At 66.2% G+C, this 22286-nt stretch carries 19 protein-coding genes and 3 pseudogenes; 4 read left to right on the forward strand and 18 right to left on the reverse strand.

Features of this window, described 5'->3' with window-relative positions; genetic code table 11:
* The first annotated feature begins 19 nt into the window (after window positions 1-19).
* Window positions 20-907 carry a LysR substrate-binding domain-containing protein gene (locus MVF96_RS20395; RefSeq protein ID WP_065632567.1) on the forward strand — a complete coding sequence of 296 codons (888 nt, stop codon included), beginning with the start codon at window positions 20-22 and terminating at the stop codon, window positions 905-907.
* 89 nt (window positions 908-996) lie between these two features.
* Here MVF96_RS20395 and MVF96_RS20400 read toward each other — a convergent pair whose 3' ends face one another.
* Both MVF96_RS20400 and MVF96_RS20405 read right to left on the reverse strand, forming a co-directional pair.
* A complete protein-coding gene (locus tag MVF96_RS20400) occupies window positions 997-1773 on the reverse strand; it encodes an enoyl-CoA hydratase (RefSeq protein WP_058249749.1) in 777 nt (258 codons plus the stop codon).
* A gap of 70 nt (window positions 1774-1843) precedes the next feature.
* A complete protein-coding gene (locus tag MVF96_RS20405; RefSeq protein WP_065632566.1) occupies window positions 1844-2905 on the reverse strand; it encodes an enoyl-CoA hydratase/isomerase family protein in 1062 nt (353 codons plus the stop codon).
* A gap of 88 nt (window positions 2906-2993) precedes the next feature.
* Between MVF96_RS20405 and MVF96_RS20410 the strand changes: the two genes are divergently transcribed.
* Window positions 2994-3866 carry a siderophore-interacting protein gene (locus MVF96_RS20410; RefSeq protein ID WP_058249747.1) on the forward strand — a complete coding sequence of 291 codons (873 nt, stop codon included), beginning with the start codon at window positions 2994-2996 and terminating at the stop codon, window positions 3864-3866.
* Here the strand turns inward: MVF96_RS20410 and MVF96_RS20415 are convergent.
* A pseudogene (locus MVF96_RS20415) lies at window positions 3863-4688 on the reverse strand (SDR family oxidoreductase). The gene MVF96_RS20410 and the pseudogene MVF96_RS20415 overlap by 4 nt on opposite strands.
* Before the next feature lie 41 nt (window positions 4689-4729).
* On the reverse strand, window positions 4730-5221 hold the full coding sequence (locus tag MVF96_RS20420) for a MarR family winged helix-turn-helix transcriptional regulator (protein ID WP_065632565.1): 492 nt from the start codon (window positions 5219-5221) through the stop codon (window positions 4730-4732).
* 93 nt (window positions 5222-5314) lie between these two features.
* Between MVF96_RS20420 and MVF96_RS20425 the strand changes: the two genes are divergently transcribed.
* Window positions 5315-6796 (forward strand): MFS transporter, encoded by a 1482-nt coding sequence (locus MVF96_RS20425; protein ID WP_078112740.1) that lies wholly within the window; start codon window positions 5315-5317, stop codon window positions 6794-6796.
* A 30-nt stretch (window positions 6797-6826) separates the two neighbouring features.
* On the opposite strand, the gene MVF96_RS20430 is transcribed toward MVF96_RS20425, so the two are convergent.
* The 3 genes from MVF96_RS20430 to MVF96_RS20440 all read right to left on the reverse strand — a co-directional run bounded on the left by MVF96_RS20430 (window position 6827) and on the right by MVF96_RS20440 (window position 9492).
* A complete protein-coding gene (locus MVF96_RS20430; RefSeq protein ID WP_247450254.1) occupies window positions 6827-7900 on the reverse strand; it encodes a ResA-like WAxxUGC motif-containing protein in 1074 nt (357 codons plus the stop codon).
* Entirely contained in the window at window positions 7897-8358 is a 462-nt protein-coding gene (locus tag MVF96_RS20435) for a nuclear transport factor 2 family protein (protein WP_065632562.1), read from the reverse strand. The genes MVF96_RS20430 and MVF96_RS20435 overlap by 4 nt, the downstream gene beginning before the upstream one ends.
* Window positions 8359-8589: 231 nt before the next feature.
* Window positions 8590-9492, reverse strand: a complete 903-nt coding sequence (locus MVF96_RS20440; protein WP_065632561.1) for an alpha/beta fold hydrolase — start codon at window positions 9490-9492, stop codon at window positions 8590-8592.
* Window positions 9493-9635: 143 nt separating this feature from the next.
* On the opposite strand from MVF96_RS20440, the gene MVF96_RS20445 reads away from it, so the two are divergent.
* A complete protein-coding gene (locus tag MVF96_RS20445) occupies window positions 9636-10415 on the forward strand; it encodes an enoyl-CoA hydratase (RefSeq protein WP_065632560.1) in 780 nt (259 codons plus the stop codon).
* Between the two features lie 105 nt (window positions 10416-10520).
* Here the strand turns inward: MVF96_RS20445 and MVF96_RS20450 are convergent.
* The 11 genes and pseudogenes from MVF96_RS20450 to MVF96_RS20500 form a co-directional block, all read right to left on the reverse strand.
* A pseudogene (locus MVF96_RS20450) lies at window positions 10521-11189 on the reverse strand (SDR family oxidoreductase); the annotation flags it as partial.
* A 199-nt stretch (window positions 11190-11388) separates the two neighbouring features.
* Window positions 11389-12135, reverse strand: coding sequence for an SDR family NAD(P)-dependent oxidoreductase (locus MVF96_RS20455; protein ID WP_065632559.1), 747 nt, complete (start codon window positions 12133-12135; stop codon window positions 11389-11391).
* Between the two features lie 34 nt (window positions 12136-12169).
* Window positions 12170-12745, reverse strand: a complete 576-nt coding sequence (locus MVF96_RS20460; RefSeq protein ID WP_065632558.1) for a PaaI family thioesterase — start codon at window positions 12743-12745, stop codon at window positions 12170-12172.
* Window positions 12746-12757: 12 nt separating this feature from the next.
* A pseudogene (locus MVF96_RS20465) lies at window positions 12758-13689 on the reverse strand (LLM class F420-dependent oxidoreductase).
* Window positions 13690-13715: 26 nt separating this feature from the next.
* Complete coding sequence (locus MVF96_RS20470; protein ID WP_065632612.1) at window positions 13716-14831, reverse strand: acyl-CoA dehydrogenase family protein; 1116 nt, start codon at window positions 14829-14831, stop codon at window positions 13716-13718.
* 86 nt (window positions 14832-14917) lie between these two features.
* Complete coding sequence (locus MVF96_RS20475) at window positions 14918-15502, reverse strand: flavin reductase family protein (RefSeq protein WP_065632556.1); 585 nt, start codon at window positions 15500-15502, stop codon at window positions 14918-14920.
* Between the two features lie 29 nt (window positions 15503-15531).
* Window positions 15532-16731 carry a thiolase family protein gene (locus tag MVF96_RS20480; protein WP_065632555.1) on the reverse strand — a complete coding sequence of 400 codons (1200 nt, stop codon included), beginning with the start codon at window positions 16729-16731 and terminating at the stop codon, window positions 15532-15534.
* A gap of 30 nt (window positions 16732-16761) precedes the next feature.
* Window positions 16762-18228 carry an aldehyde dehydrogenase gene (locus MVF96_RS20485; RefSeq protein ID WP_175401201.1) on the reverse strand — a complete coding sequence of 489 codons (1467 nt, stop codon included), beginning with the start codon at window positions 18226-18228 and terminating at the stop codon, window positions 16762-16764.
* Window positions 18229-18283: 55 nt separating this feature from the next.
* The gene (locus tag MVF96_RS20490; protein ID WP_065632553.1) at window positions 18284-19069 is read right to left on the reverse strand and encodes an enoyl-CoA hydratase/isomerase family protein; all 786 of its coding nucleotides are present in this window, start codon (window positions 19067-19069) and stop codon (window positions 18284-18286) included.
* Window positions 19059-20654, reverse strand: a complete 1596-nt coding sequence (locus MVF96_RS20495) for a class I adenylate-forming enzyme family protein (protein ID WP_065632552.1) — start codon at window positions 20652-20654, stop codon at window positions 19059-19061. The genes MVF96_RS20490 and MVF96_RS20495 overlap by 11 nt, the downstream gene beginning before the upstream one ends.
* Complete coding sequence (locus tag MVF96_RS20500; RefSeq protein ID WP_065632551.1) at window positions 20651-22219, reverse strand: class I adenylate-forming enzyme family protein; 1569 nt, start codon at window positions 22217-22219, stop codon at window positions 20651-20653. The genes MVF96_RS20495 and MVF96_RS20500 overlap by 4 nt, the downstream gene beginning before the upstream one ends.
* Window positions 22220-22286: the final 67 nt, after the last annotated feature.

A 22286-nucleotide genomic window follows, 5' to 3' on the forward strand; every position in this document is an offset into this window, starting at 1 on the left:
AACGCTCTAGACTGACTCCATGGAACTGCGACACCTGCGCTACTTCCGCGCCGTCGCCGAGGAGCTGCACTTCGGCCGGGCCGCCGAGCGGCTCCACATGGCCCAGCCACCGCTGTCTCAGCAGATCCGCCAGCTGGAGGACGAGCTCGGTGTCGCACTGCTGGCCCGGTCGACGCGTCGTGTCGAGCTGACCCCGGCAGGTGCGGATTACCTGCAGCGAGCCGTCGCGATCCTGGACTCGGTCGACGCCGCTGCACGACAGGCGCAACGGATCGCCGACGGGCGGCAGGGCAACCTCGCGATCGGGTGCGTGGGTTCGGCCACCTACTCGCTGTTGCCCGCGCTCGTGCGCGCACTGAGCGACGAACTGCCCGATGTGGACGTCCACGTTCGCGGCGAGATGCTGGCACCGGCCCAGATCGCCGCGCTCGAGTCCGGGGACATCGACCTTGCCTTACTGCGCATGCCCATCAACACCACCGGACTGCGGGTCGAGTCGATCCGCAGCGACCGCCTCATCGTGGCACTGCCCCACGATCATCCGCTCGCCCACGGCGCATCGGATACGCCCGTCGACCTCGCGCTGTTGGGCGGCGACGACTTCATCGTGCACGCGGGCAGCGGGAAGTCGGTCATGCACGGGGTCCTGTCGGCGGCCGCCGGACGCGCGGGATTCGTCCCGCGCATCCGGCACGAGGTCGAGGAGACGTCGACGCTGGTGACACTCGTCGCCGCGGGGGTGGGGGTCGCCCTGGTCCCTGAACCCACCTCAGCGCTCGGTATACCCGGCGTCGTCTACCGCCCGCTCGACACCGACGACGAGGTCGAACTGGCCGTCGCGTTCCCCGACGGGCCCCAGTCCCCGCTCGTCGACCGGGTCCTGGCGGTGTTGCGCACACTCTCCTGAACGCCGCAAACCCACCCCTTTTCGGTATATCCACCCACCACACAGGGGGTGGAAACACCGAAAAGAGGTGGGTTTGCGAATGTCTCGGATCAGCGGTGGGTGAAGTTCGGGTCCCGCTTCTCGACGAAGGCGGCCATGCCCTCGGTCTGGTCGTCGGTCGCGAACGTGGAGTAGAACAGCGCGCGCTCGGCGCGGACACCCTCGACGAGGCTCGACTCGAACGCGCGATTGACCGCGTCCTTGGCGGCGGCGGACGCGATCAGCGACTTCGAGGCGATGACCTCGGCGACCTCGATGGCGGCGGCGCGGCAGTCCTCCTTGGGAACGACGCGCGAGACGAGGCCGAGGCGTTCGGCCTCGTCGACCTTCATCTGGCGGCCGGTCAGCACCATGTCCATCGCCTTGGCCTTGCCCACGGCGCGGGTGAGACGCTGCGAGCCGCCGATCCCGGGGATGACGCCGAGGTTGATCTCGGGCTGACCGAAGACGGCGTTGTCGCCGGCGATGATGGTGTCGCACAGCATCGCGAGCTCGCAGCCGCCGCCGAGGGCGTAGCCGGTGACGGCGGCGATGATCGGCGTGCGAGCCCGCGACAGCTCATCCCAGGCACCGAAGAACTGCTCGTTGACCACGTCCGCGTAGGACTTCGACGACATCTCCTTGATGTCGGCACCCGCGGCGAACGCCTTTTCCGAGCCGGTGATCACGATGGCGCCGATCCCCTGGTCGACGTCGAACTCCCGGACGGCACCGACCACTTCGTTCATCAGCTCGGTGTTGAGGGCGTTCAGTGCCTTGGGGCGGTTGAGGGTGATGATGCCCACCCGGCCGCTGGTCTCGACGATGATGGTCTGGTGTTCGGTCACGGTCAGTCCTCTTTCGGTTCGGTGACGGGCGGGATGTTACGGGCTGACTCCCACCCGGGGAAGGTCTCGGTCAGACGGTCGGGAACGTGAGGTCGTCGGGCAGTGGCGCGAAGAAGGCGTCGACGGCGTCCCCGGAGAACGTGGCCCACTTCGGATCGCGGTCCTTGTCGATGACCTGGGCGCGGATGCCCTCGGCCATGTCGGGATGCAGCAGGCAACGCACCGACACGCGATACTCGCGCACCAGGGTGTCCTCCAGGGTCGCGTCGCCGGCCGCCTCGCGCAGCGAACGCAGGGTGACGACCAGTGCAGTCGGGCTCTTCGCCTCGATCGCGTCGGCGGTCTTGTCCGCGAAGGGCGAGCCCACCGCGCGGCATCGTTCGACGATCTCCGAGACCGAATCGGCCGCAAACGCTTCCGCGATCCATCCGCGATGTTCGGCGAGTTCGGAAGCCGGCGCGTCGACGGCGTGCGCGGACAGTGCCGCCTCGATTCCCGACTCGCCGATCACGGCGAGGAACGCCGGCAGCGACTCCGACGGGACGAAGTGATCGGCCAGGCCCATCGCGATGGCGTCGGCGCCGCGCAGGTGACCGGCGGTGAGGCCGGCGTAGGTTCCGAGCCCATCCGGAACGCGCGAAAGCAGATGCGTACCACCGACATCGGGCACGAAGCCGATACCCACCTCGGGCATCGCGAGTTTCGTACGGTCGGTGACGATGCGGATGTCGCCGTGCGCGGAGACCCCGACACCGCCGCCCATCACGATGCCGTCCATGATCGCGACATACGGCTTGGGATAGCCCGAGATCAGCGCGTTCAGACGGTATTCGTCGAACCAGAACCTCGCCGACGGCGACTGCTCGGCGTCACGATCGGTCGACTCGGGATTACCGCTCAACGCGGACGCGTCGCGATGGATGGCGACGATGTCGCCACCGGCGCAGAGGCCCCGCTCACCGGCGCCGGAGAGAACGACGGCCTCGACCGCGTCATCGGCGGCCCAGGCCGCGAGGTGCTCGGCCATTGAGCCGACCATCTCGTGATCGATCGCGTTGATGGACTTCGGACGGTTCAGGATCAGCGACCGCGCCGACCCGTTCTCCTCCGTCAAGACCGATGGTTCCGACACGGGCGAACTCCTCTCCACACCGACAGTTCTCCGATGGTTGCATATCCTAGTAACTGAGGTCCAGCCCGACTCAGGTTAGGGTTACCTCATGGGCTATTCCAGAGCACGCGTTGCCGACGTCGCCGACCTGACGCCCAATCTGCGTCGCATCGTCTTCGACGTGAACGATCTGCCAGGACTCGGCTTGCCCGGCGGCGCCGACGAAGCCGTGGGCATCTACTTCCCACACGACCCCGAGCGTGTCACACCGGATATGGAATGTCGCGACGGCACGTGGGCCTATTACGACACCGACCCGGCGCCCGACGGCCGCAACTACTCGATCCGCTCGGTCGACCACTCCGCCGGCACCATGGTCGTCGACTTCGTCATCCATGCCGCCGGCCCTGCAACGCTGTGGGCCCAGCGCGCCGAAGCGGGGCACGACGTGGTGATGACGCACGCGCGGTGCTGGTACGCACCACCCGCCGGCGTCGAACGCCTGATCCTCGCCGCCGATCTGGCCGGACTCCCCGCCCTGGCCCGAATCCTCGACGAACTGCCGTCGACCGACGGTGTCACCGCCGTGGTCGAGGTGCCCGCCCCGACCGAACTGGCCTATCTGCCCGAGCGCGACGTCGAGCTGATCACGCTGGTCGGCGGCAACTCCCGCACGCCGAGCCGTCTCGCGGACACGGTCTGCGGACTCACCCTGCCGACCTCGGGCGCATACTGTTGGTTCGCCGGCGAGGCGGCGGAGTCGCGTGCGATCCGCAAGCACCTGCGCGGCAATCTTCGCTGGGACCGCCGGTCGTACGACGTCATCGGCTACTGGCGTGTCGACGCCGAGCGATGGACGCAGGCCTATGTGGAGCGGGGCGCGGAACTGTTCGCCGTCTATCGCCAGGCGCTCGACGACGGCAAGAGCGAGAAGCAGGCGTCGGAAGAGTTCGACGAGGCGCTCGAGCGGGCCGGCCTCTAGTACTCGGCGACCATGCCCTTGTCGGGGGCACGATACATCGTCCATAGGAACCGGGGTATCGCCCGCGGGGGCAGCGGCGACGGCCAGTCCCGTGCGCGCATCAAGGCTTCGGTGCCGCCGTCGACGGTGACGACCGCGCCGGCCATGAAGTCCGCCGCCGGTGACAGCATCAGCATGACCCAGGCGGCGAGCTGGTCAGGAGTTCCGTACTCGCGCACCGGAACCGGAAACGACTTCACGTGCCCGGCCTGCGGACCGTCGAGTTGCGACTGCAACAGCGGCGTCATGACCGGCCCGGGAGCGAGGACGTTGACCCGGATGCCCTCACCGGCCCATTCGGTCGCCGTCCCGTGCAGGCGGCACCACTGCGTGACCGCGATCTTCGACGACGCGTACGCCACCGGGCCCGTGACGCCGCGCCGGCGTCGGATCACCTGGACGGCCCCCTCGGGGTCGCCATCCAGCAGGCGTCGGATGGCGGATTTGGGGACCAGCGGCGTGACCGTCGTCGAATTCGAACCGAAGACAACCACTTTCGCCTTCGCCCCAGCGGCCAGCGCCGGACGCCAGGCGGTCAGCAGTTCGGTCACCCCGAACACGTTGACCTCGACGATCATCCGCTCCCGTCCCGGCCGCGGGGCCCATGCCCGCGGCCAGCACGGCCCCGTCGAGTTGCCCGCCGGATCGGGCGAGGACCTCGTCGGCCGCGCGGCGTCGGCCCTCGGGTGTCGACAGATCGGCGACGACGTCGGCATCGCGCTGATCGACCCCGATCACGGTGTGACCGTCCGCGCGCAAGGCGGCGGCCACCGACGCACCCATCCCCGACGCCGAGCCCGTCACCACGTATGTGCCGGCCGAGGTCACGCCAATCCCCTTTTCCCGCGGTCGGATTCATCGGCCGCACCGTGCCGGTGCTGGGTCCGCTCGTAGGCGTCGTTGAAGGCACGCAGCTCGTGGAGCAGGGCCTGCGGCGAGCCCGGGGCCAGATCGGCGAAGACCTGCTCGAGCCGTTCGGCACGCAGCAGGCCGTCGCGCCGGAACGCCTCTCGCCCGGCCTCGGTCGGGCGGATCATCTTCGACAGCGAGTCCTCGACCTCGAACCGCTCGACGTAGCCGTGTTTGATGGCTGCGTTGACCTGCCGGTTGACCGTCGACTGCTCGAGCTGGAGGTCGGCGGTCAGCTCCCGCAACGTCCGCGGCCGACCGTCGGAGAGAATCCAGAGGATCGCGAAGGCCGAGCGTTCCAGGCCGACGGCGGGATGCACCAGGCTGCGACGTCGCGACATCCGCAGCAACTCCTGCGCCAGGTCACGATGCACCGGCGACTGCCAGGGCGCATGGTCCTCCGACATCTCTCCTCCATCTGTCGACATGGACAACCTACTGTCCGATTTGCTTGTGTACATTACATATGTATGCTGCATACCTCGAAGGAGGTCTCCCCCATGAGCCAAGTACGAGGTTCCGCGCCCGAGCTGACCGACGACGCGTCCGACGCGGTCGAGAAGGCACCCGCCGGCGCGATCGGCAGCGTCGTGGTGTTGTGTTTCGGCGGCCTGGTCGCCTCGCTGATGCAGACGCTGATCATCCCGATCCAGCCCGACCTGCCCCGTCTGCTCGGGACATCGATCGGCAACGCATCGTGGATCATCACCGCGACCCTGCTCGCCGCCGCCGTGGCCATGCCGATCGCCGGACGCCTCGGCGACATGTTCGGCAAGCAGCGGGTCCTCCTGGTGAGTGCGGTACTGCTCACCCTCGGTTCGCTGATCTGCGCGCTGGGCGACTCGCTCATCCCGCTGATCATCGGACGCGGCGTGCAGGGTCTGGCCATGGGATTCATCCCCGTCGGCATGAGCCTCATCCGCGAGATCACCCCGCCCCGGATCACCTCGATGGCCGTCGCCGCGATGAGTGCCACGCTCGGCGTCGGCGGTGCGATCGGCCTACCGCTGGCGGCCTGGATCGTGCAGACCTGGGATTGGCACGCCCTGTTCTACGTGGCAGCCGGTCTCGGCGTCCTCGTCACGGTCGCGGTCCTCGTCCTGGTCCCGCGCGTGAACGACGCCGCGGGCGGACGCATCGACGTCTCCGGAGCGATCGGGTTGGCCGTGGGACTGTCCGCCTTCCTCATCGCCGTCTCGAAGGCGAACGACTGGGGTTGGACGTCCGGCGCCACACTCGGACTCGGTATCGGCGGAATCCTGGTGTTGATCGGATGGGGATTCTTCGAACTGCGCCAGCGTGAGCCGCTCGTCGACCTGCGCACCACCGCACGGCCCGCCGTCCTGCTGACCAACATCGCCGCCGCGGCGATCGGCTTCGGCATGATGGCCCAGTCCATCGTGCTGCCGATGCTGCTGCGCCTCCCGGAGGCCACCGGTTATGGTCTGGGACAGTCGCTTCTGGCCGCGGGCCTGTGGATGGCGCCTGGCGGACTGATGATGATGATCTTCGCGCCCATCTCGGGCATCCTCATCAACCGGATCGGCGCCAAGATCACCCTGGCGATCGGCGCCGCCATCCTGGGATGCGGCTACCTGCTCGCCTTCTTCCTCATGGACGCGGCCTGGAAGCTGATGCTGGCCTCGATCGTGTGTGCCATCGGTGTGGGGGTCGGCTACGCGGCGATGCCGACCCTGATCATGGGATCGGTGCCGGCCACCGAAGCCGGTGCCGCCGTGGGACTCAACGGACTCATGCGTTCGCTGGGCACCACCGTCGCCTCCGCCGTGATGGCACTGATCCTGGCCAGTGCCACGATCTCGCTCGGCGGCACCGAGGTGCCCGACCAGTCGACGTTCACCTGGTGCTTCCTCGTTGCCGCGGCCGCCGCCTTCGTCGGCATGGCGATCACACTGACCATCCCCTCGCGTCGCGGATCGTCGAATGTGCCGGAGGAGCAACCGCTTCCGGCTCGGGGCTGATCCAGATCCGGGTTGCGGTCATCGCCCAGATCAGGGACGCAGGGGCGGGAAATACGACTCGGCACCCAGTGCGCGAACGTCGTCGAGCCATCCCGAACCGTAGGCCTCGACGGTCCGCACCGAATCCGGCTCCTCCAGATTCCAGGCCTGTCGTTTGTAGGTCCAGTTCGTTGGTTGCAGACGGTGCGCCGCGCGCCAGTGATCGATCGACGCTCCGTGGTCGCCCTGCCGGTGAAAGTACTCACCGAGCTCGAAATGGGCAGCGGCCAGCGATTCGTTCGCGGACCGCGGCTGTGATCGCTCGATGACCTGATCGGGATCGAGGACATAGCGACTGGTGGCACCGTGTGCTGCCCAGTCACGGACCATGGCCGGGTAGAGCGCGTAATCGATCCTCATCTTGGCGATCTCCGACCTGACCGCGCGGTGGTCCGCAGGCATCTCGTCGAGCGATTGTGCGGCGACCTCGGAACTCTCGTGCGGATTCTCGAGCCAGGCCGGCTCAGCCGGTCGGACGATCACCCCCTGCTCGTCGACCCACATCGCGTTGGGGACGTTGGTGACACCGAAACGAGCTCCCAGGATGTGGGTCCGGTCGATCAGTGCCGGGTGTGACGGAGCGGCCTTCTCGATCCACGGACGCGCTGCCTCGGCGCCGCCGGTGTCGAGGGCAACCGTCACCACCTCGACTCCGGACGGATGCAGTTCGTCACGGAGCTCCCGCCACAGGCGCAGGTCTTCCCGACACCCACACCACGATGCCCACGCCACCAGGACGGTCTTCTGGCCCAGCAGGGAGTCAAGTCGAAAGAGGGTCCCGTTGAGTTGCGGCAGTTCCAATTCCGGAGCCACCGCCGTCGTAAGCGACCGGCCCGTGATCGTCGATTCCGGGCCCAGTGCCCATACATCAACCCGTTCGTCCTTCACCAGACCCATCCCGAGCCGCTCGGCGATGGAAACGATGTCCACATCGGCCGAGTCGCCATCACTCGAGTTGAGCAGGGGCACACACACTTCACCTTTGCAGGCGCCCTGGGGCTTGAGCGCCCAGCCGGTGCCCTGCAGAAACATGTCGGCGTCGATGTCCAGAGAAGTCAGGATCATCGCCCGGCCTCCACGGTCGTGTCTGTGATCCCCATGAGTTGTTGCATCCGCTCGGGATCGACGCCGATCCGGTGCGACAAGGAGAGGGCATCCCAATACTCCCGCCAGTTGACGATGAGTCCATCGTCATCGATCTCGAAGATCGCCAACAGCGGGTTGTGCACGCGAACGTTGTTGTGCAGCATCGTGACATGGTCGATCCGCTCGGTGATGACGTAGCGGTCGTCCGACACGACCGTAAGGACCTCGCACACGCAGTCCTTGTAGTCGTCGGCTTGACGGGCGAGCTCCCCGGCGATGGCATCACGCCCCTGGATCGCCTGCCGCGCAGGCACGCCGACCTGATACCAGGCATCCTCGCGGAACAACGCGGTCACCCGTTCCAGATTCGGCCGGAAGTCGCCCAGGTCGAGGATGCGCAGGACCTCGCGAACCGGCGCCTCTTGCTTCGAACCCATGTGGTCCCTCTCTCTCCATCGCTTGCATGTGATCACGGTCATATCATGTATATCACTGTCAGAAATGATCTGGTGTGAACCGGACCGTCATCGACGGTGGCCTCGATTCCGCACTGATGAGCCGTAATAGAGCGCCAAAACGCTTGCATCAGGAATTCAGCATGTCAGAATCGAGACTCACCGTCGTTTGAAGCGACCCTCGGCGAGCAACGTAGAGGCCGTCGGCCTGGATCAAGGGCGTACGTCGACAGCCGAACGGTCGAGGAAGTCCGCCAGGCCGGCAGAGAAGACGTCATTGTCGTCTCCTGCGACCATGTGGCCCGCCTCGCGGACGTCGACCACCTCGAGATGCGGGATCAGAACCCGCATCTCTGCGACTCCCGCGTCGGAGACGACGTCCGACATCCGTCCCCGGACGAGCAGGAACGGGCAGGTGACGTCTCGGGCGGCGGCTCGCGAACGCTCATAGACAACTTGGCTGTTCGGGTGCTCGGGACTGTCGGCAGAGTCTTCGACATCGAGACTGCGAGGGTCCCAGTGCCAATGCCACCGCTCCCCTCGTAGCCTCAGGTTCTTCTTCAGGCCCTCGAGACTGCCGGACCGGCGGCGCCGCGGGTTGTACGCGGCGATCGCCTCCGATGCCTGCTCCAGGCTGTCGAAGCCGTCGGGCGCACTCCGCATGAAGTCACGGACCCGCGCACTACCGGACTCCTCGATCTTCGCGGCCACGTCGACCAGGACCAGCGCCTGCGCGAGTCCCCTGTTCTCACCGGCTGCGATCAGCGAGACAATGCCCCCCAGAGACGCTCCCACCAGCGACAACGGTTGTCCGGGTTCGCGGCGACGAATCTCGGATGTCAGGGACATCAGGTCATCGAGGTGCCCCGACAGACCATAATTGCCGTCGGGCGCCCAATCGCTGTCGCCGTGACCCCGGAGATCCACGGCGTAGGTCGTCCATCCCAGAATCGCAAGTCGTTCGCCGGCCGTACGCCAGGAATGCCGAGTCTGCCCGCCGCCGTGCAACAGCACGACGACGCCGCGGGAATCACCACCGGCCCACCGGTCGGCGGCCAACTCGAGTCCTCCGCCGGGAAGTGTCACCCGGTCGTGCGAGACCTTGTCGGTAGCCATGGCACCCCCTTCATCTGGTGCGATCCGTCGTCGCCCGCATCGATCAAGCACCATCGTGCCAGCCGCAGCCGAGATTCGCACAACCATGGATTTTGTTGCACACGAACACGATACGATCCTACTGCCCTAGAGTCAGGAGAAACATGGCTGCCCTCGACCTGGTCCTCGTCGAACATTCCGGTTCCACGTGCACCGTCACACTGAATCGTCCCGAAGCACGTAACGCCCTGTCGCAGGACCTCAACCGGGAACTCATGGCCGCTGTTGCCGACGCGGACGACGACCCCGGCGTGGCGGTCATCCTGCTCACCGGCGCGGGCGGTTCGTTCTGCGCCGGCATGGATCTCAAAGAGCTGTCCGCCAGGGGTTTCTCCGGGAGCGAGAAGACCGAGAACTGCATCGACCGCGTCGCCGTGTGCGCCACGCCGGTCATCGGCCTCGTAGACGGGCCGGCGGTCACGGGTGGATTCGAACTCGCGCTCGCATGCGACTTTCTCATCGCGTCGACCACCGCGCGGTTCGCCGACACCCACTCTCGCATCGGGATCGTCCCCGGCGGTGGGTTGACCGGCCGTCTTGCCGAAGCCGTCGGAGTTCGGCGAGCCCGGCACCTCAGTGCCACCGGGCAGTATCTCGATTCCGCCACCGCCCTGGCCTGGGGACTGGTGAACCAGGTGGTCGAGCCGACCGCATTGCACGACCGCGGACTGGCCGTCGCCGAAGCCTTCACCGCAGCCGATTCGGCCACACTGCAACAGATCTGGTCGCTCTACGACGGGCTGTCCGACGACGGGATCGTCGAGGCCCTCACCCGGGAGGCCGAGACCAACCGGGCCTGGACCGCCGAGGTGGCCGCCGTCGCCCAGTCGACGGCATCAGTCCTCGAGCACGGCCGTTCGCAGACAGCACACGACGGGCGCTGACGACTCTCGGGTCAGCGCCCGCGTGGGCTGTCGTGCAGTACCGTCGGTCACACGACCTGGTTGTCGGACTCTCTGTCCCGTTGCCCGACAAGGACTACATGCTGGTGGGGCCCCCGGGAACTTCAGGAGCGACCCGGCATCGCCACGCAGTTGCTGGCCTGTGACATAACGGGATTCGTCGGACGCGAAGAAGAGCACGGCATTGGAGATGTCCACGGTGTCCACATACGGGATGGGCATTGCCTGGAACGTCGCGAAGGCGGGCTCGACCTCTTCGCGCGTCGGATGTTCCAGATCCGGGCGGAACACCGAATACAGACCATCGTTGTGCAACAGATGAGTGTCGACGTTGGTCGGATGGATGACGTTCACGCGGATGAACTCCGAGGCCAAGTGCAGTGCGAGCTGCTCGGAATAACCGACCAGGGTCTTCTTGGACCACCCGTACCCGGCCGAGCCGGGCCCCATCGCCGGATTGTCCGTCGTGTTCGGCAACATCGCCGCCGTCGATCCGGTGATCACGACCGATGCATACGAGCCCAGGTGCGGCATCGACACCGCGACAGTGTTCATCACACCGACGAGGTCGACGTCGACGGCATCGACGAAATCTGACGCGTGCGGGTCACCCATGGCCATCGGCAGTATTCCGGCGTTGGCGACCACGATGTCGAGATGGCCGAGCGAAGCCAGTCCCTCGTCGAGCGCCGACTTCAGTTGAGCGCGGTTGCGCACGTCGGCCTTGACGGGCACGATTCGACGGTCGAGTTTCTCTCAGACCGCGGTGAGGACGACCTGTTCACCCAAGCTGTTGACCCAGAGCCTCTTCGGTGCCGGCTGGACCGCTGACCGTGTGGGCCGAATCTGATGAGGCCCGACCGGACCGACTACTGGCGGAGGCGTTCGCTCTGGTACGCAACGGCTTCACGAGCGCCTGATCCCGCGCCCGCCGAGCGGCCTCCTCGTGGGCACGTCAATCCCACATCAGTCCGCCGTCGATCAGCAGGGTGTGTCCGGTGACGAACCCCGCCTCGTCCGACAAGAGATAGGCGACCGCCGCCGCAACCTCTTCGGGCTTGCCCATGCGACCCACCGGAATGAGATCGGCCCACTTCTCCTGCTGGTCGGCGCCGAAGGCGATGATCCCTTCGGTCAGGATCGTGCCGGGACCGACCGCGTTCACCTGGATGTTCCGACGCGCGTACTGCAGCGCGGCGTTCTTGGTGAGTCCGACGACGCCGTGCTTGGCGGCGGTGTAGGCAGCCATACCAGGAGCATTCTTGGCGCCCGCGTTCGATGCCATGTTGACGATCTTGCCGTGCCCGGCGCCGACCATGTGAGCGAGTTCGCCACGCATGCACAGGAACGTGCCTCGGAGGTCGACGCCCATCACCGAATCCCACTCGGCGATCGACAACTCGTGCAGATCACCGGGAGTGTGCGCTATCCCCGCATTGTTCACCGCGAGATCGAGTCCCCCGAGGTATTCGACGGATCGCGAGATCAACGCCTCGACGCTGTCGGCATCGGAGACATCCGCCTGGATGAACGTCGCCTTCCCCCCGGCCGCGCGGATGCTGTCCACGGTCGTGGCACCACCTTCGTCACTGATGTCCGAGACCACCACGTTCGCACCGTCTTTCGCGAGGCGAAGTGCGATCGCGCGTCCCAGACCGGACCCCGCTCCGGTGACCAGGGCACCGGAATTCTCCAATGTCATCAGTTATCTCCTCGCTCGACTTCGCCGGCACCGGTCACGACCGACCGGATGGCAACCGGACGAACAGTGCTCGTGCCTCGGCGCACACTACGTCCCCGTCGAGCAGCGCGCCGCGCACGAAGGTCTTGCGCCCCTCGATGCTGTCGATGGTCGCGGTCACCCGGAGTTCACGGCAGACGGGGGTGGCGCTGCGATAATCGACTTTGAGGAACGCGGTACGCGAGTCCGGCTGTCCCTTGCGACTCACGAACATTCCCAGGACATCGTCGAACAGGAGGGTGATCACTCCGCCGTGGACCGTGTCGGTGCTGCCCATGTGGGCGAAACCGAACGTCACCGAACCGAGCATGGAGTCGTCGGAGGTGTCGGTCGACTCATAGGGCACGAGGATCGGGTGCCCGAGGCCCTGCATGCCCAGTTCTCTGGCCGTGCGCTGCCCTTCGGCCACCTCGAAGTGCCGGAGCCGATCGGTCAGATCCTCGATCGCCGCGGTCATCTCCGCTGCCGCCTCGTGCGGTGGGGCCACCAGACACAAAGTCGCCTGTAGGTCTCGAAAGGCTTCGATCATGCCCACGAATGCGTCGATGTCGTGGGCCTGTACGTGGGTCATGATTCGGACTCCTTACGCCGGGAACGCGTGCCGCTGCACGAGCCCTTCGCTCAGCACGCTGAGGTCGGTCTGGAAATCGGTGAAACTGCGGCTGGTCGGTTCGATGGTGATCCACGTGACGCCGGCATCTTCGTACGCGGCCAGTTCGGGCCCGACGGCGGCTACGAAAGCTGCGGCTCCGTCCCTGCGCAGCACTTCTTTCTCGAAAGGCACGAACGAGACATCGACGTCGGGTTTTCCTGCTGATGCTCGGAACCTGTTCAGTTCGCCGATCTGCGTGCGAAGGGCCCCGATGTCCTCCAGGGTGGCGTCCTCGTGATCGCGGCCGTCGACGCCTGCTGTGCGATCGGCATCCAGCCGTCGGCCTTGTCGATCACCCGTCGCCGAGCGGCGCGGCTGTTTCCCCCGATCCAGATCGGCGGACCACCGTCGGTTTGTGGTAGTGGCAGGGCGATGTGTCCCGCCGCGCCGTACGCCGGACCCTCGTGCTCCTCACCACGCCAGGTCGCCCGCATGGCATCGATGGCCTCGTCGAAGAGCTTGCCCCGGCCGCTGAAGTCGGCCCGGAGCGCGTCGAACTCGGTCTCGAGGTAACCGGCACCGAGTCCCAGTGTGACCCGCCCGCCCGATAAAAGGTCCAGACTGGCAACGGCTTTGGCGCCGAGATACGGGCTGCGATATCCGACGACCATCGCGTAGGTGAGCAGACGGATACGGCTGGTCGCCTCGGCGGCCACCGCCAACGACACGAACGGGTCGAACGCGTGATGACCACCTCGAGCCAGCCACTCACGGTCGGGGTAGGGGTGCTCGCTCATCGAGAAGCCGTCGAATCCGGCCTCCTCGCAGCACTTGGCCACCTCTCCGAGGCTGCCGTCTCCGATCCACTCGCGATAGTGTTTTACCGCCCGCATGGGGAACATCAGGTTGAACTTCAACGCCATCTCACACCCTCCGCCATGTCACACCTTCATCTGAAGAGTTCCCGTGCGACCACCAAGCGCTGGACCTCGGTGGCGCCTTCCCCGAGACGCTTCACTCGCAGGTCACGAAACCACCGCTCGAGTGGCAACTCATCGGAGAGCCCGAGCGCACCATGAACCTGGATGCAGGTGTCGATGACCTTGTAGGCCGCCTCCGTGCCGTACATCTTGGCGATGGAGGCGTCGACCTTGACGTCTCGGCCCAGATCGGCATTCCACGCCGCCTGATACATCAGCAACCGGGCAGCACGCAGTTCCACCTCGGCGTCGACGAGCATCCAGGCGACTCCCTGCTTGTCGGACAACCTGCCACCGAAGACCTCTCGGCCCTTGGCCCACCGACACGCCGAGTTCAGTGCTTCCTGCGCGATTCCGATCGGGCCGGCGGCGTACAGGATTCGGCTGTAGACGAGGAAGTCGCTGGCGAGTGCGAACCCACCACCCTCGGCACCGATGCGATTCGCCGCGGGCACCCGCACGTTGTCGAAGTGGAGTTCGTAAGGCGCGAACGACGCCATCACCCCTATCCGGTTGAACGTCAGCCCAGGGGTGCCCCTCTCCACGATGAAACACGAGATCCCGGCACGGCCTTCGCCGGTCCGTGCGTACACCACTCCCCAGTCCGCCCCCTCGGCATGGGAGGTCCACATCTTGCTGCCGTCGAGAACGTACTCATCACCGTCGCGGACCGCTCGAAGGGTGATCGCGCGGGCCGGGTCGGACCCACCTGACGCCTCGCTGATGGCGGTGTAGGCCTTGGTCATCCGGCCGTCGAGGATCGGCTGTGCGAATCTCTGGAACTGCTCGGGCGACGCCTTGAACATGATATTGGGAGGATTGCCGCCGAAGGCGCCGAGCGCTGGGAAGAACGCTCCCATACGGCATTTGGACGCCTCCTCGGCCACCACCACCTGACCGAGCACGCTGAGGCCGGCGCCGCCATACATCTCTGGAGTCTGCAGAGCCCACAGCCCCAGACGACGAGCTTTGTCCTGCAGCGGGATCAGCTGATCTCGCGAAAGCCCGGCGGTGTCATGGGGAAGCGTTGCCTCGAGAGGATGAACCTCGCGCTGCATGAACCGGCGAACCGTCTCACGAAGCATCCGCAACTCGTCGGGCAGTTCCCAGGATCCGAGCGGCGGACCTCCGGCCCCGGTCTCGGTTTCGATTTCCACAGTCACGGATGGCCTCAGACCTTCTGACCGAAACGGTGGTCCTTGGCGCTTTGCAGTTGAGGCACGTGGTTGGCGTCGTACTGCTCAATCCATTCTGCAGGAAGCTTGCCCCACGCCTCACCGATCTTGATCCGCTGCGCCTCGCTGAACACCTCGGAGGCGACCACGTCGCCGACGAAGATGGTGCTCTCCTGCACGTCGAGCGAGCCGATCACCCGGCATTCGACGTAGCTGTGGGCATCGAGGAGGATCGGTGCGCCCGTGACACCTTCTTTGGTCCGGAGTTTGCCGATCTTGTCGCCGTCCCGACCCGAGCTTCCGCCCAGGGTCATCAGGATCTCTATCGAAGCATCGACTTCGTCGTCACCGGCGCTGAGCATATGCATCGCAAAAACGCCGGAACTCAGCAGCATGTCATGCGTCATGTTGTACTTGGTCAGACTCACGGTCGCCCGCGGAGCATCCGGGATGATACTGGCGGCGCCGGCTGACAGCGACATCAGGCCGTTGGCGAAGCCCCCATCGATGGTGGTGATGGCGACTGGGAACGGCCGGAGTCCGCTGAGAACTTTGTTCGCAGCATCGGTGTCTACGGTCATGACTTTCCTTTGTTCGATTCGGGGAAGGACTACCTGTTCGCCGGCGCCGGGACGTCGATGACGACCGCACCGGCCTGACCACCACCCGCGCACATCGCGGCGACGCCGTAACCGCCTCCGCGACGGCGCAGTTCGTTGATGAGCGAGAGAATCATCCGCGCACCCGACGCCGCCACCGGATGACCGATGGAACACCCGCTGCCCAGAACGTTGACGATGTCGGCGCTGATACCGAGCTTCTTGCACGCCGCGACGGGGACGGCCGCGAATGCCTCGTTGATCTCCCACAGCGCGACGTCCGCCACGCCGATTCCGGCGCGGTCCAAGACCTTCGGGATGACGTCGAGCACGGCGAGACCGGTGTGGGCCGGATCGATACCCGTTGCCGCCCAGGCCTTCACCGAGGCCAGCACCTCCAGGCCCTCGTCGGCCGCGAGGTCGGAGCCGACCACCAGGACAGCGGCTGCGGCGTCGTTGATCCCGCTCGAGTTCCCCGCGGTGATGGAGAAGCCCTCGATCTCGGGGTGAAGTGGTTTGAGACCGGCCAGCCGCTCTGCGGTGGTGTCACGACGGGGATGCTCGTCCGTGGCGAACTCGACGAACGTCCCGTCCTGCTGCCGTGCCGACACCGGAACGATCTCGTCGACGAAAGCGCCCGAATCGATCGCCGCGATGGCACGCTCATGCGACCGCAACGCCCACGCATCCATCTCCTCACGGGTCAGGTCGAGTTCGGCGGCGGTGTTCCAGCCGACCGTGATCGACATGTCCATGTTCGGCGCCTCGGCGCTGTCCGGGTGGGTCGGCGGCATCCATTTCTGGGTGAACTCGTCCACGGTGCCGGGGGTCCGGAAGGACTGCATCGGACTGGTGGAGATGGACTGGGTGCCCCCTGCGATGATCGCCCGCTCTGCACCGGAGATGACCTGTGCTGCGGCGTTTCCCACCGCGGTCAGGCTTCCCGCGCAGTGCCGGTTGACGGCCTGCCCGGGGACCCGGGTCATTCCGGTGACCACTGCCGCGTGCCGCGCGACATCACCTCCGCCGTAGTTCGATTCGGCGAGGATGATGTCGTCGATCTGCGTGGGGGCCAGGCCTGATCGTTTCTGGACCTCTGCGACAACCACCTCGGCGAGTTCCATCGCCGTGGTGTCACGCAGGGTCCCTTTGAACGACGTGCCGACGGGCGTGCGTGCTCCGGCGACGATGACGGCTTCGATTGTTGACATGGCTGAATCTTTCGTTCGGTGTGCGCGGCCTCAGCCGAGCGTGAAGGGGTCGCGAGTGGCGCCGCTGAGTTCTACCCAGACGGCCTTGGTCTCGGTGAAGTCCGCGACGGCGTCGATACCGTTCTCACGGCCGATACCGCTCGCGCCGACTCCGCCGAACGGTACGTGCGGAGCGACCGTGCGATACGCGTTGATCCAGATCGTGCCCGCTCGCAGTTTGGCCGCCACCCGATGGGCGCGGTGCACGTCTTTGGTCCAGACCGAGCCGGCCAGACCGAATTCCGTGGAGTTGGCCGACGCGATCGCCTCGGCCTCGTCGGCGAATGTCGACACCGTCAGGACCGGTCCGAAGATCTCCTCGGAGACGGCTCGCATGTCCGCGGTGACGCCGGTCAGGACCGTCGGCTTCACGAAATAGCCACCCAGTTCCCCGGCCGGCACCCCGCCGTAGGCGATGGTGGCGCCCTCTTCGCGTGCAGCAGCGAAGTGCGACAGCACTTTTTGGTACTGCGGCTCGTTGGAGACCGGGCCCATCTCGGTCCGGGGATCCTTCGGGTCGCCCAGGATGATGGTCGAGGCGCGTGCGACGACCTTTGCGATCAGGTCGTCGGCGACGCTCTCGTGCACCAGCAACCGCGACCCGGCCAGGCAGGTCTGTCCGGTCGCGGCGAAGATGCCCGAGATCACCCCGTTGGACGCGGCGTCGAGATCCGCGTCGGGAAACACGACCTGAGCCGACTTCCCACCGAGCTCCAGGGTGAACCGGGTCATGTTCGCCACGGCGGCCTGACCGACGCGGATCCCGGTACCGGTGGAACCGGTGAACGCTATCTTGTCCACACCGGGATGGGAAGCCAGCGCGGCCCCGGTCTCGGGACCCCAACCGGTGACGACGTTGACGACGCCGGGCGGGAAACCGGCTTCCGCGAACAGCTTCGCGAACGCCAGCGTGGACGCGGGGGTGTGGTCGCTGGGCTTGATCACGAACGTGCACCCCGCGGCCAGTCCCGCCGCCAGCTTCCACGCCAGCAACAGCAGCGGGGAGTTCCACGGCGTGATCGCCCCGACCACACCGACCGGCTCATGGGTGGTGTACACGAGGAAGTTCGGCTTGTCGGTGGGGATGACGCTGCCTTCGAGCTTGTCCGCCATACCCGCGTAGTAGTAGAAGTACTCGGGGAGTCCGCGCATCTGCCCGGACATCTCGCGCAGGAGCTTACCGCCGTCGCGCACCTCCAGCTCGGCCAGTTCGTCGGCGTCGCGGGTGATGAGCTCGGCGAGTCGCCAGAGCAGCTTGCCACGAGCTGTGGCGGTCAGCTCGCCCCACGGGCCCGACAGCGCATCACGAGCGGCCTGCACCGCACGGTCGATGTCGACGGCTCCGGCGTCGGGCACCCGAATCCAGGGCCGGCCGGTGAACGGGTCGATGCTCTCGTAAGTCTTGCCGGACTCGGCCGTGACCTCCTCGCCTCCGATGAGCAATGGAACGGTCGCGATCTGTTCGGTGAGTTGGTCAGTGGTCACTTGCACTCCTAAACGAACCTGTCGGGTGTCAGCGGAATCGGGGCTCACGCCTGTTCTTCCGTGAGTCGCTGCGTCCCGATCCCGGGTTGCCGATCTGCGTGTACGACAGGCCGGTGCGAAGCGCGGTGGTCGGGGTCATGTCAAGGGACTCCCAGATCGCCCGAACCGTTCCCTGGATGGCTTCCGGTCGCCGGCCGGCAATTTCGGATGCCAGCTGTTGCGCGCGTTCGCGGAGGGAGTCGCGTGTGGTGATCTCACTGACGAGTCCGGTCCGCAGCGCGGTCTGGGCGGTGATCCGCTCGTCGCTTCCGACCAGGGCCCAGCGCAAGACGTCGCCCAGCGGAACACCGCGGGACAGCATGCCCATCGGCTCCAGCGCGGACACGATCCCGGCATTGGCATGGGGATCGAAGAAGTTGGTGTCCTCGCTGCAGATGACGATGTCGGACTGATTGACGAGATACATCGCTCCACCGGCAACCATCCCGTGCAGGGCGCAGACCACCGGCTTCCACACCCGGTGGTGCTTGGGCCCCAGCAGCACGCCGGGATCCTCCTGGTTGAACCGGTTGACATGAGTCCACCACGGGCCTTCGCCGACGTCGACGCCGGTACAGAAGGCCCGGTCGCCGTTTGCCTGTAGCACCGCGACATGGATGTCGTCGTCATCGCGGACACGCCCCCAGATCTCGGCGATCTCGCCGGTCATCACCTCGTTGAAGCAGTTGAGCCGGTCCGGACGATTGAGCGTGATCGTCGCGACATGGTCGTCGATCTCGAATTCCACGGTGCTATAGCTGTTCTCAGACGTCATGGTGGACACCGTTCTGCACCGGGGACGCGAGGAGTTCCTCACGTAGCTGCGACTTGTTGATCTTGCCGAGGGAATTGCGTGGGATCTGAGCGATCACTTCGATCTGTTCCGGGTATCTGCGTTTGTTCAGGGTGGTCGTCGCCAGGTACTCGTGCAGCGATCCGAGGTCGGGTGGTGCGCTCGAGTCGGACGGGACCACGACGGCACACACACGCTCGCCCGTTTCCTCATCGGGCATACCGATCACCGAGAGGTCGGCGATCGCAGGATGGTCGATCAGGGCCTCCTCGACCTCGCGTGCGGAGATGTTCTCCATCTTGCGGATGATGATGTCTTTGATCCGTCCCGTCACCGCGAGACGGCCCGCCGCGTTCAGGAATCCGAGATCCCCCGTGCGGAAGTACCCCTGCTCGTCGAGCGCGGACGCGTCCAGCGCCGAATCCACATAACCCTTGAAGAGTTGTGGCCCGAGTACTCGTATCTCCCCGACCTCACCGGTCGGCAACCCCGATCCGTCCGGCCCGACGATCCGTACCCGGCCGCCCGAGCCCGGCGTGCCCTCGAAACGCGCGTGTTCGTCGGCGGTGTCGTCGGGGCTCCCCCAGGTGAGGTACGGGCATTCGGTCATCCCGTAGCCGGAGATGATGCCGACGCCCCCCAGATGTTCCGCCGCGGCCCGGCTGAGGTCGACCGGCCGGCCCGAGCCGCCTCCCAGAGTTGCCCGCGCGTTCGGGAACAGCGGCGCGGTACCGCGTTCGTGCGCGATGCGCAGATACTCCGTGGTGAAGGGCAGGCCCGAACCGATGAGCGTCGCGCGCTCGGCTATCAACTGATCCGCATTGTGCTCGGGGACGAATGCCGACGCCGTGATGAGAGTGTGCCCGACCAACAGACTGCTCAGGACGTGGGCGATGCCGCCGACATGGGTGATCGGGATGTACGCCGCACAACGCTCATCGGCCGTGACCTGGACATTCGTGACGAATGTCTTTGCCGCGGAGATCAATCCGGAGTCCGAGTGCTTGACTCCCTTGGGCGCGGCGGTCGTTCCGGACGTGTAGAAGATCCAGCTCACCGCGTCATCGTCACGGTCTGTTCGGGTCGGCAGTTGCGTGGCGTCCCCGCTGATCCATTCGTCTGTCACGACCAGGATCCGAAGCCGCTCGTTTCGACCGGCGATCGCGGACGCCATCGCGGCGTGATCGAACCCGCGGAAGTTGTCGGGCACGATGAGAAGTGAGGCGCCGACCTGCTCGGTGATGAATGCGACCTCACTCTCCCGCAACATCGGGATGATGGGATTCTGCACCGCGCCGATCCGCGCCAGGGCCAACGACAGCGCCATCGCCTCGATGCTGGTCGGCAGTTGCCACGACACCACGTCGCCTGCCTGGACACCCTGCTCGTGGAGCGCGGCCGCGGTGGACTCGGCGAGGTCCACGAGGGCTGAGAAGGTGACCCGGCGGCCGTGCTCGTCAGTTGCGAACTCACGGTTCGGACTCAGGCGAGCACGTTCGATCAGGAGATCCCAGTAGTTGGCAGCCCCCGCGACACCGACGACCGGTGTGCGCTGCGGAGTGGTCACACCGGCCCCTGCGACGTCGAGACCGTATCCTGCGACGCCACCAGGGAACCGGCGACCTCGCGCTTGAGGATCTTGCCTGCGGGCCCGAGGGGGAGTTCGGACCAGAACTCGAAACGTCGCGGCTGTTTGTAACCCGCCAGTTCGGCGCGGCACAGCGCGGTCAGTTCGGTCCTGAGGGCATCCTCGTCGATCGTCCCCTTCGGAACCACGACCGCAACCGGCGTCTCGCCCCACTCCGGATCGGAGACTCCCACCACGGCGACCATGTCCACCGCCGGGTGGTGACCGATCACCCGTTCGATCTCGGCCGGGTAGACGTTGAATCCGCCCGAGATGATCATGTCGGTCTTGCGGCCGGTGACGTGCAGGTAACGCTCGGCGTCGAGGTACCCGAGGTCGCCCGACCACAACCCGGTGCGGCGGAACGTCTGCCTGGTCTGATCCGAGCGATTCCAATAGCCGACGGCATTGGCCTCGCTCACGATCACGATCTCGCCGACCTCACCGGTCGGTAGCTCATTGCCGTCCGCGTCGACGATCCGGATCGAGCACATCGGGGTCTCCTGGCCGCACGACGTCAGGATGCTCGTCTTGCCCGCCACCATGTCGCGATGGTCCTGGGGGGTGAGGATCGTCGCCTGGCCGCCGCATTCGGTCAGGCCGTAGCGCTGCTGCAGGTCACATCCGAGCAGATCCATCGCCCTTTTCGCGAGCCCGGGCGGCACCGGTGCCGAGCCGTAGCTGATGCGGCGCAGGCTCGACATGTCGCGGGCCGCACCCTCTTCCAGTATTCGCAGAGTGCGCTGCAGCATGGTGGGGATGAACGTGGTGAACGTGACGCCACTGCGCTCGATCTCGTCGATGACCGCCTCGGGATCGAATCGCTTGTGGATGATCATGGTCTGCCCCAGATACGTCCACGTCAGGGTGCGCACCATCCCGCCGGCGGTGAAGAAGGGTGTCGTCGCCAGGAAGATGTCGCTGCGGTTGGCCTCGGTCACCAGTGTGGTGTCGACGGCCTGCGCGAGCATGCCACGATGCGTGTTGATGACGCCCTTCGACCGGCCGGTGGTGCCGCTCGTGTACAAGATGAACTGGATGTCGTCCGGGCGCAACGACTTCGGTGTCGGATCGTGGGCGGCGGCCGCCCCCAGCGCCGCCTCGTACTCGTTCCCCACCGTGTCGCCACCGATCTCGAGGACCACCGCCAGGTCGCTCAACTCGGAACCGAAGCGGTCGACCTGATCGGTGTGGACCACCGCCGCGGTGGCACCGGAATCGTCACGCACGTGCGCCAGTTCGTCCGGTGCGAGCCGGATGTTCACCGGGACGGTGACCAGGCCCGCCTTCGCGAACGCGAAGGTGATCTCCGGCCACTCGATACAGTTGCGCGCGATGACGATCACCCGATCGCCCTTGCGGAGCCCGGCGGCCAACATGTGATTGGCCAGCCGGCGGGCCCGCTCGTCCACCTCGGCCCAGGTATGGGTCCGCCCTGATTCGACGATCGCGGGCTTGTTCGGGTATCGGCGCGCGTTGTTCTTCGAGATGTCACCTACAAGCACGTTGCCTCACAGGTACTTCGGCGCGAAGGACTGAGCCTCCGCGAGACTGGGATGGGGAAATGGAGAT

It is taken from the genome of Gordonia hongkongensis (assembly GCF_023078355.1).
Taxonomy (GTDB): domain Bacteria; phylum Actinomycetota; class Actinomycetes; order Mycobacteriales; family Mycobacteriaceae; genus Gordonia; species Gordonia hongkongensis.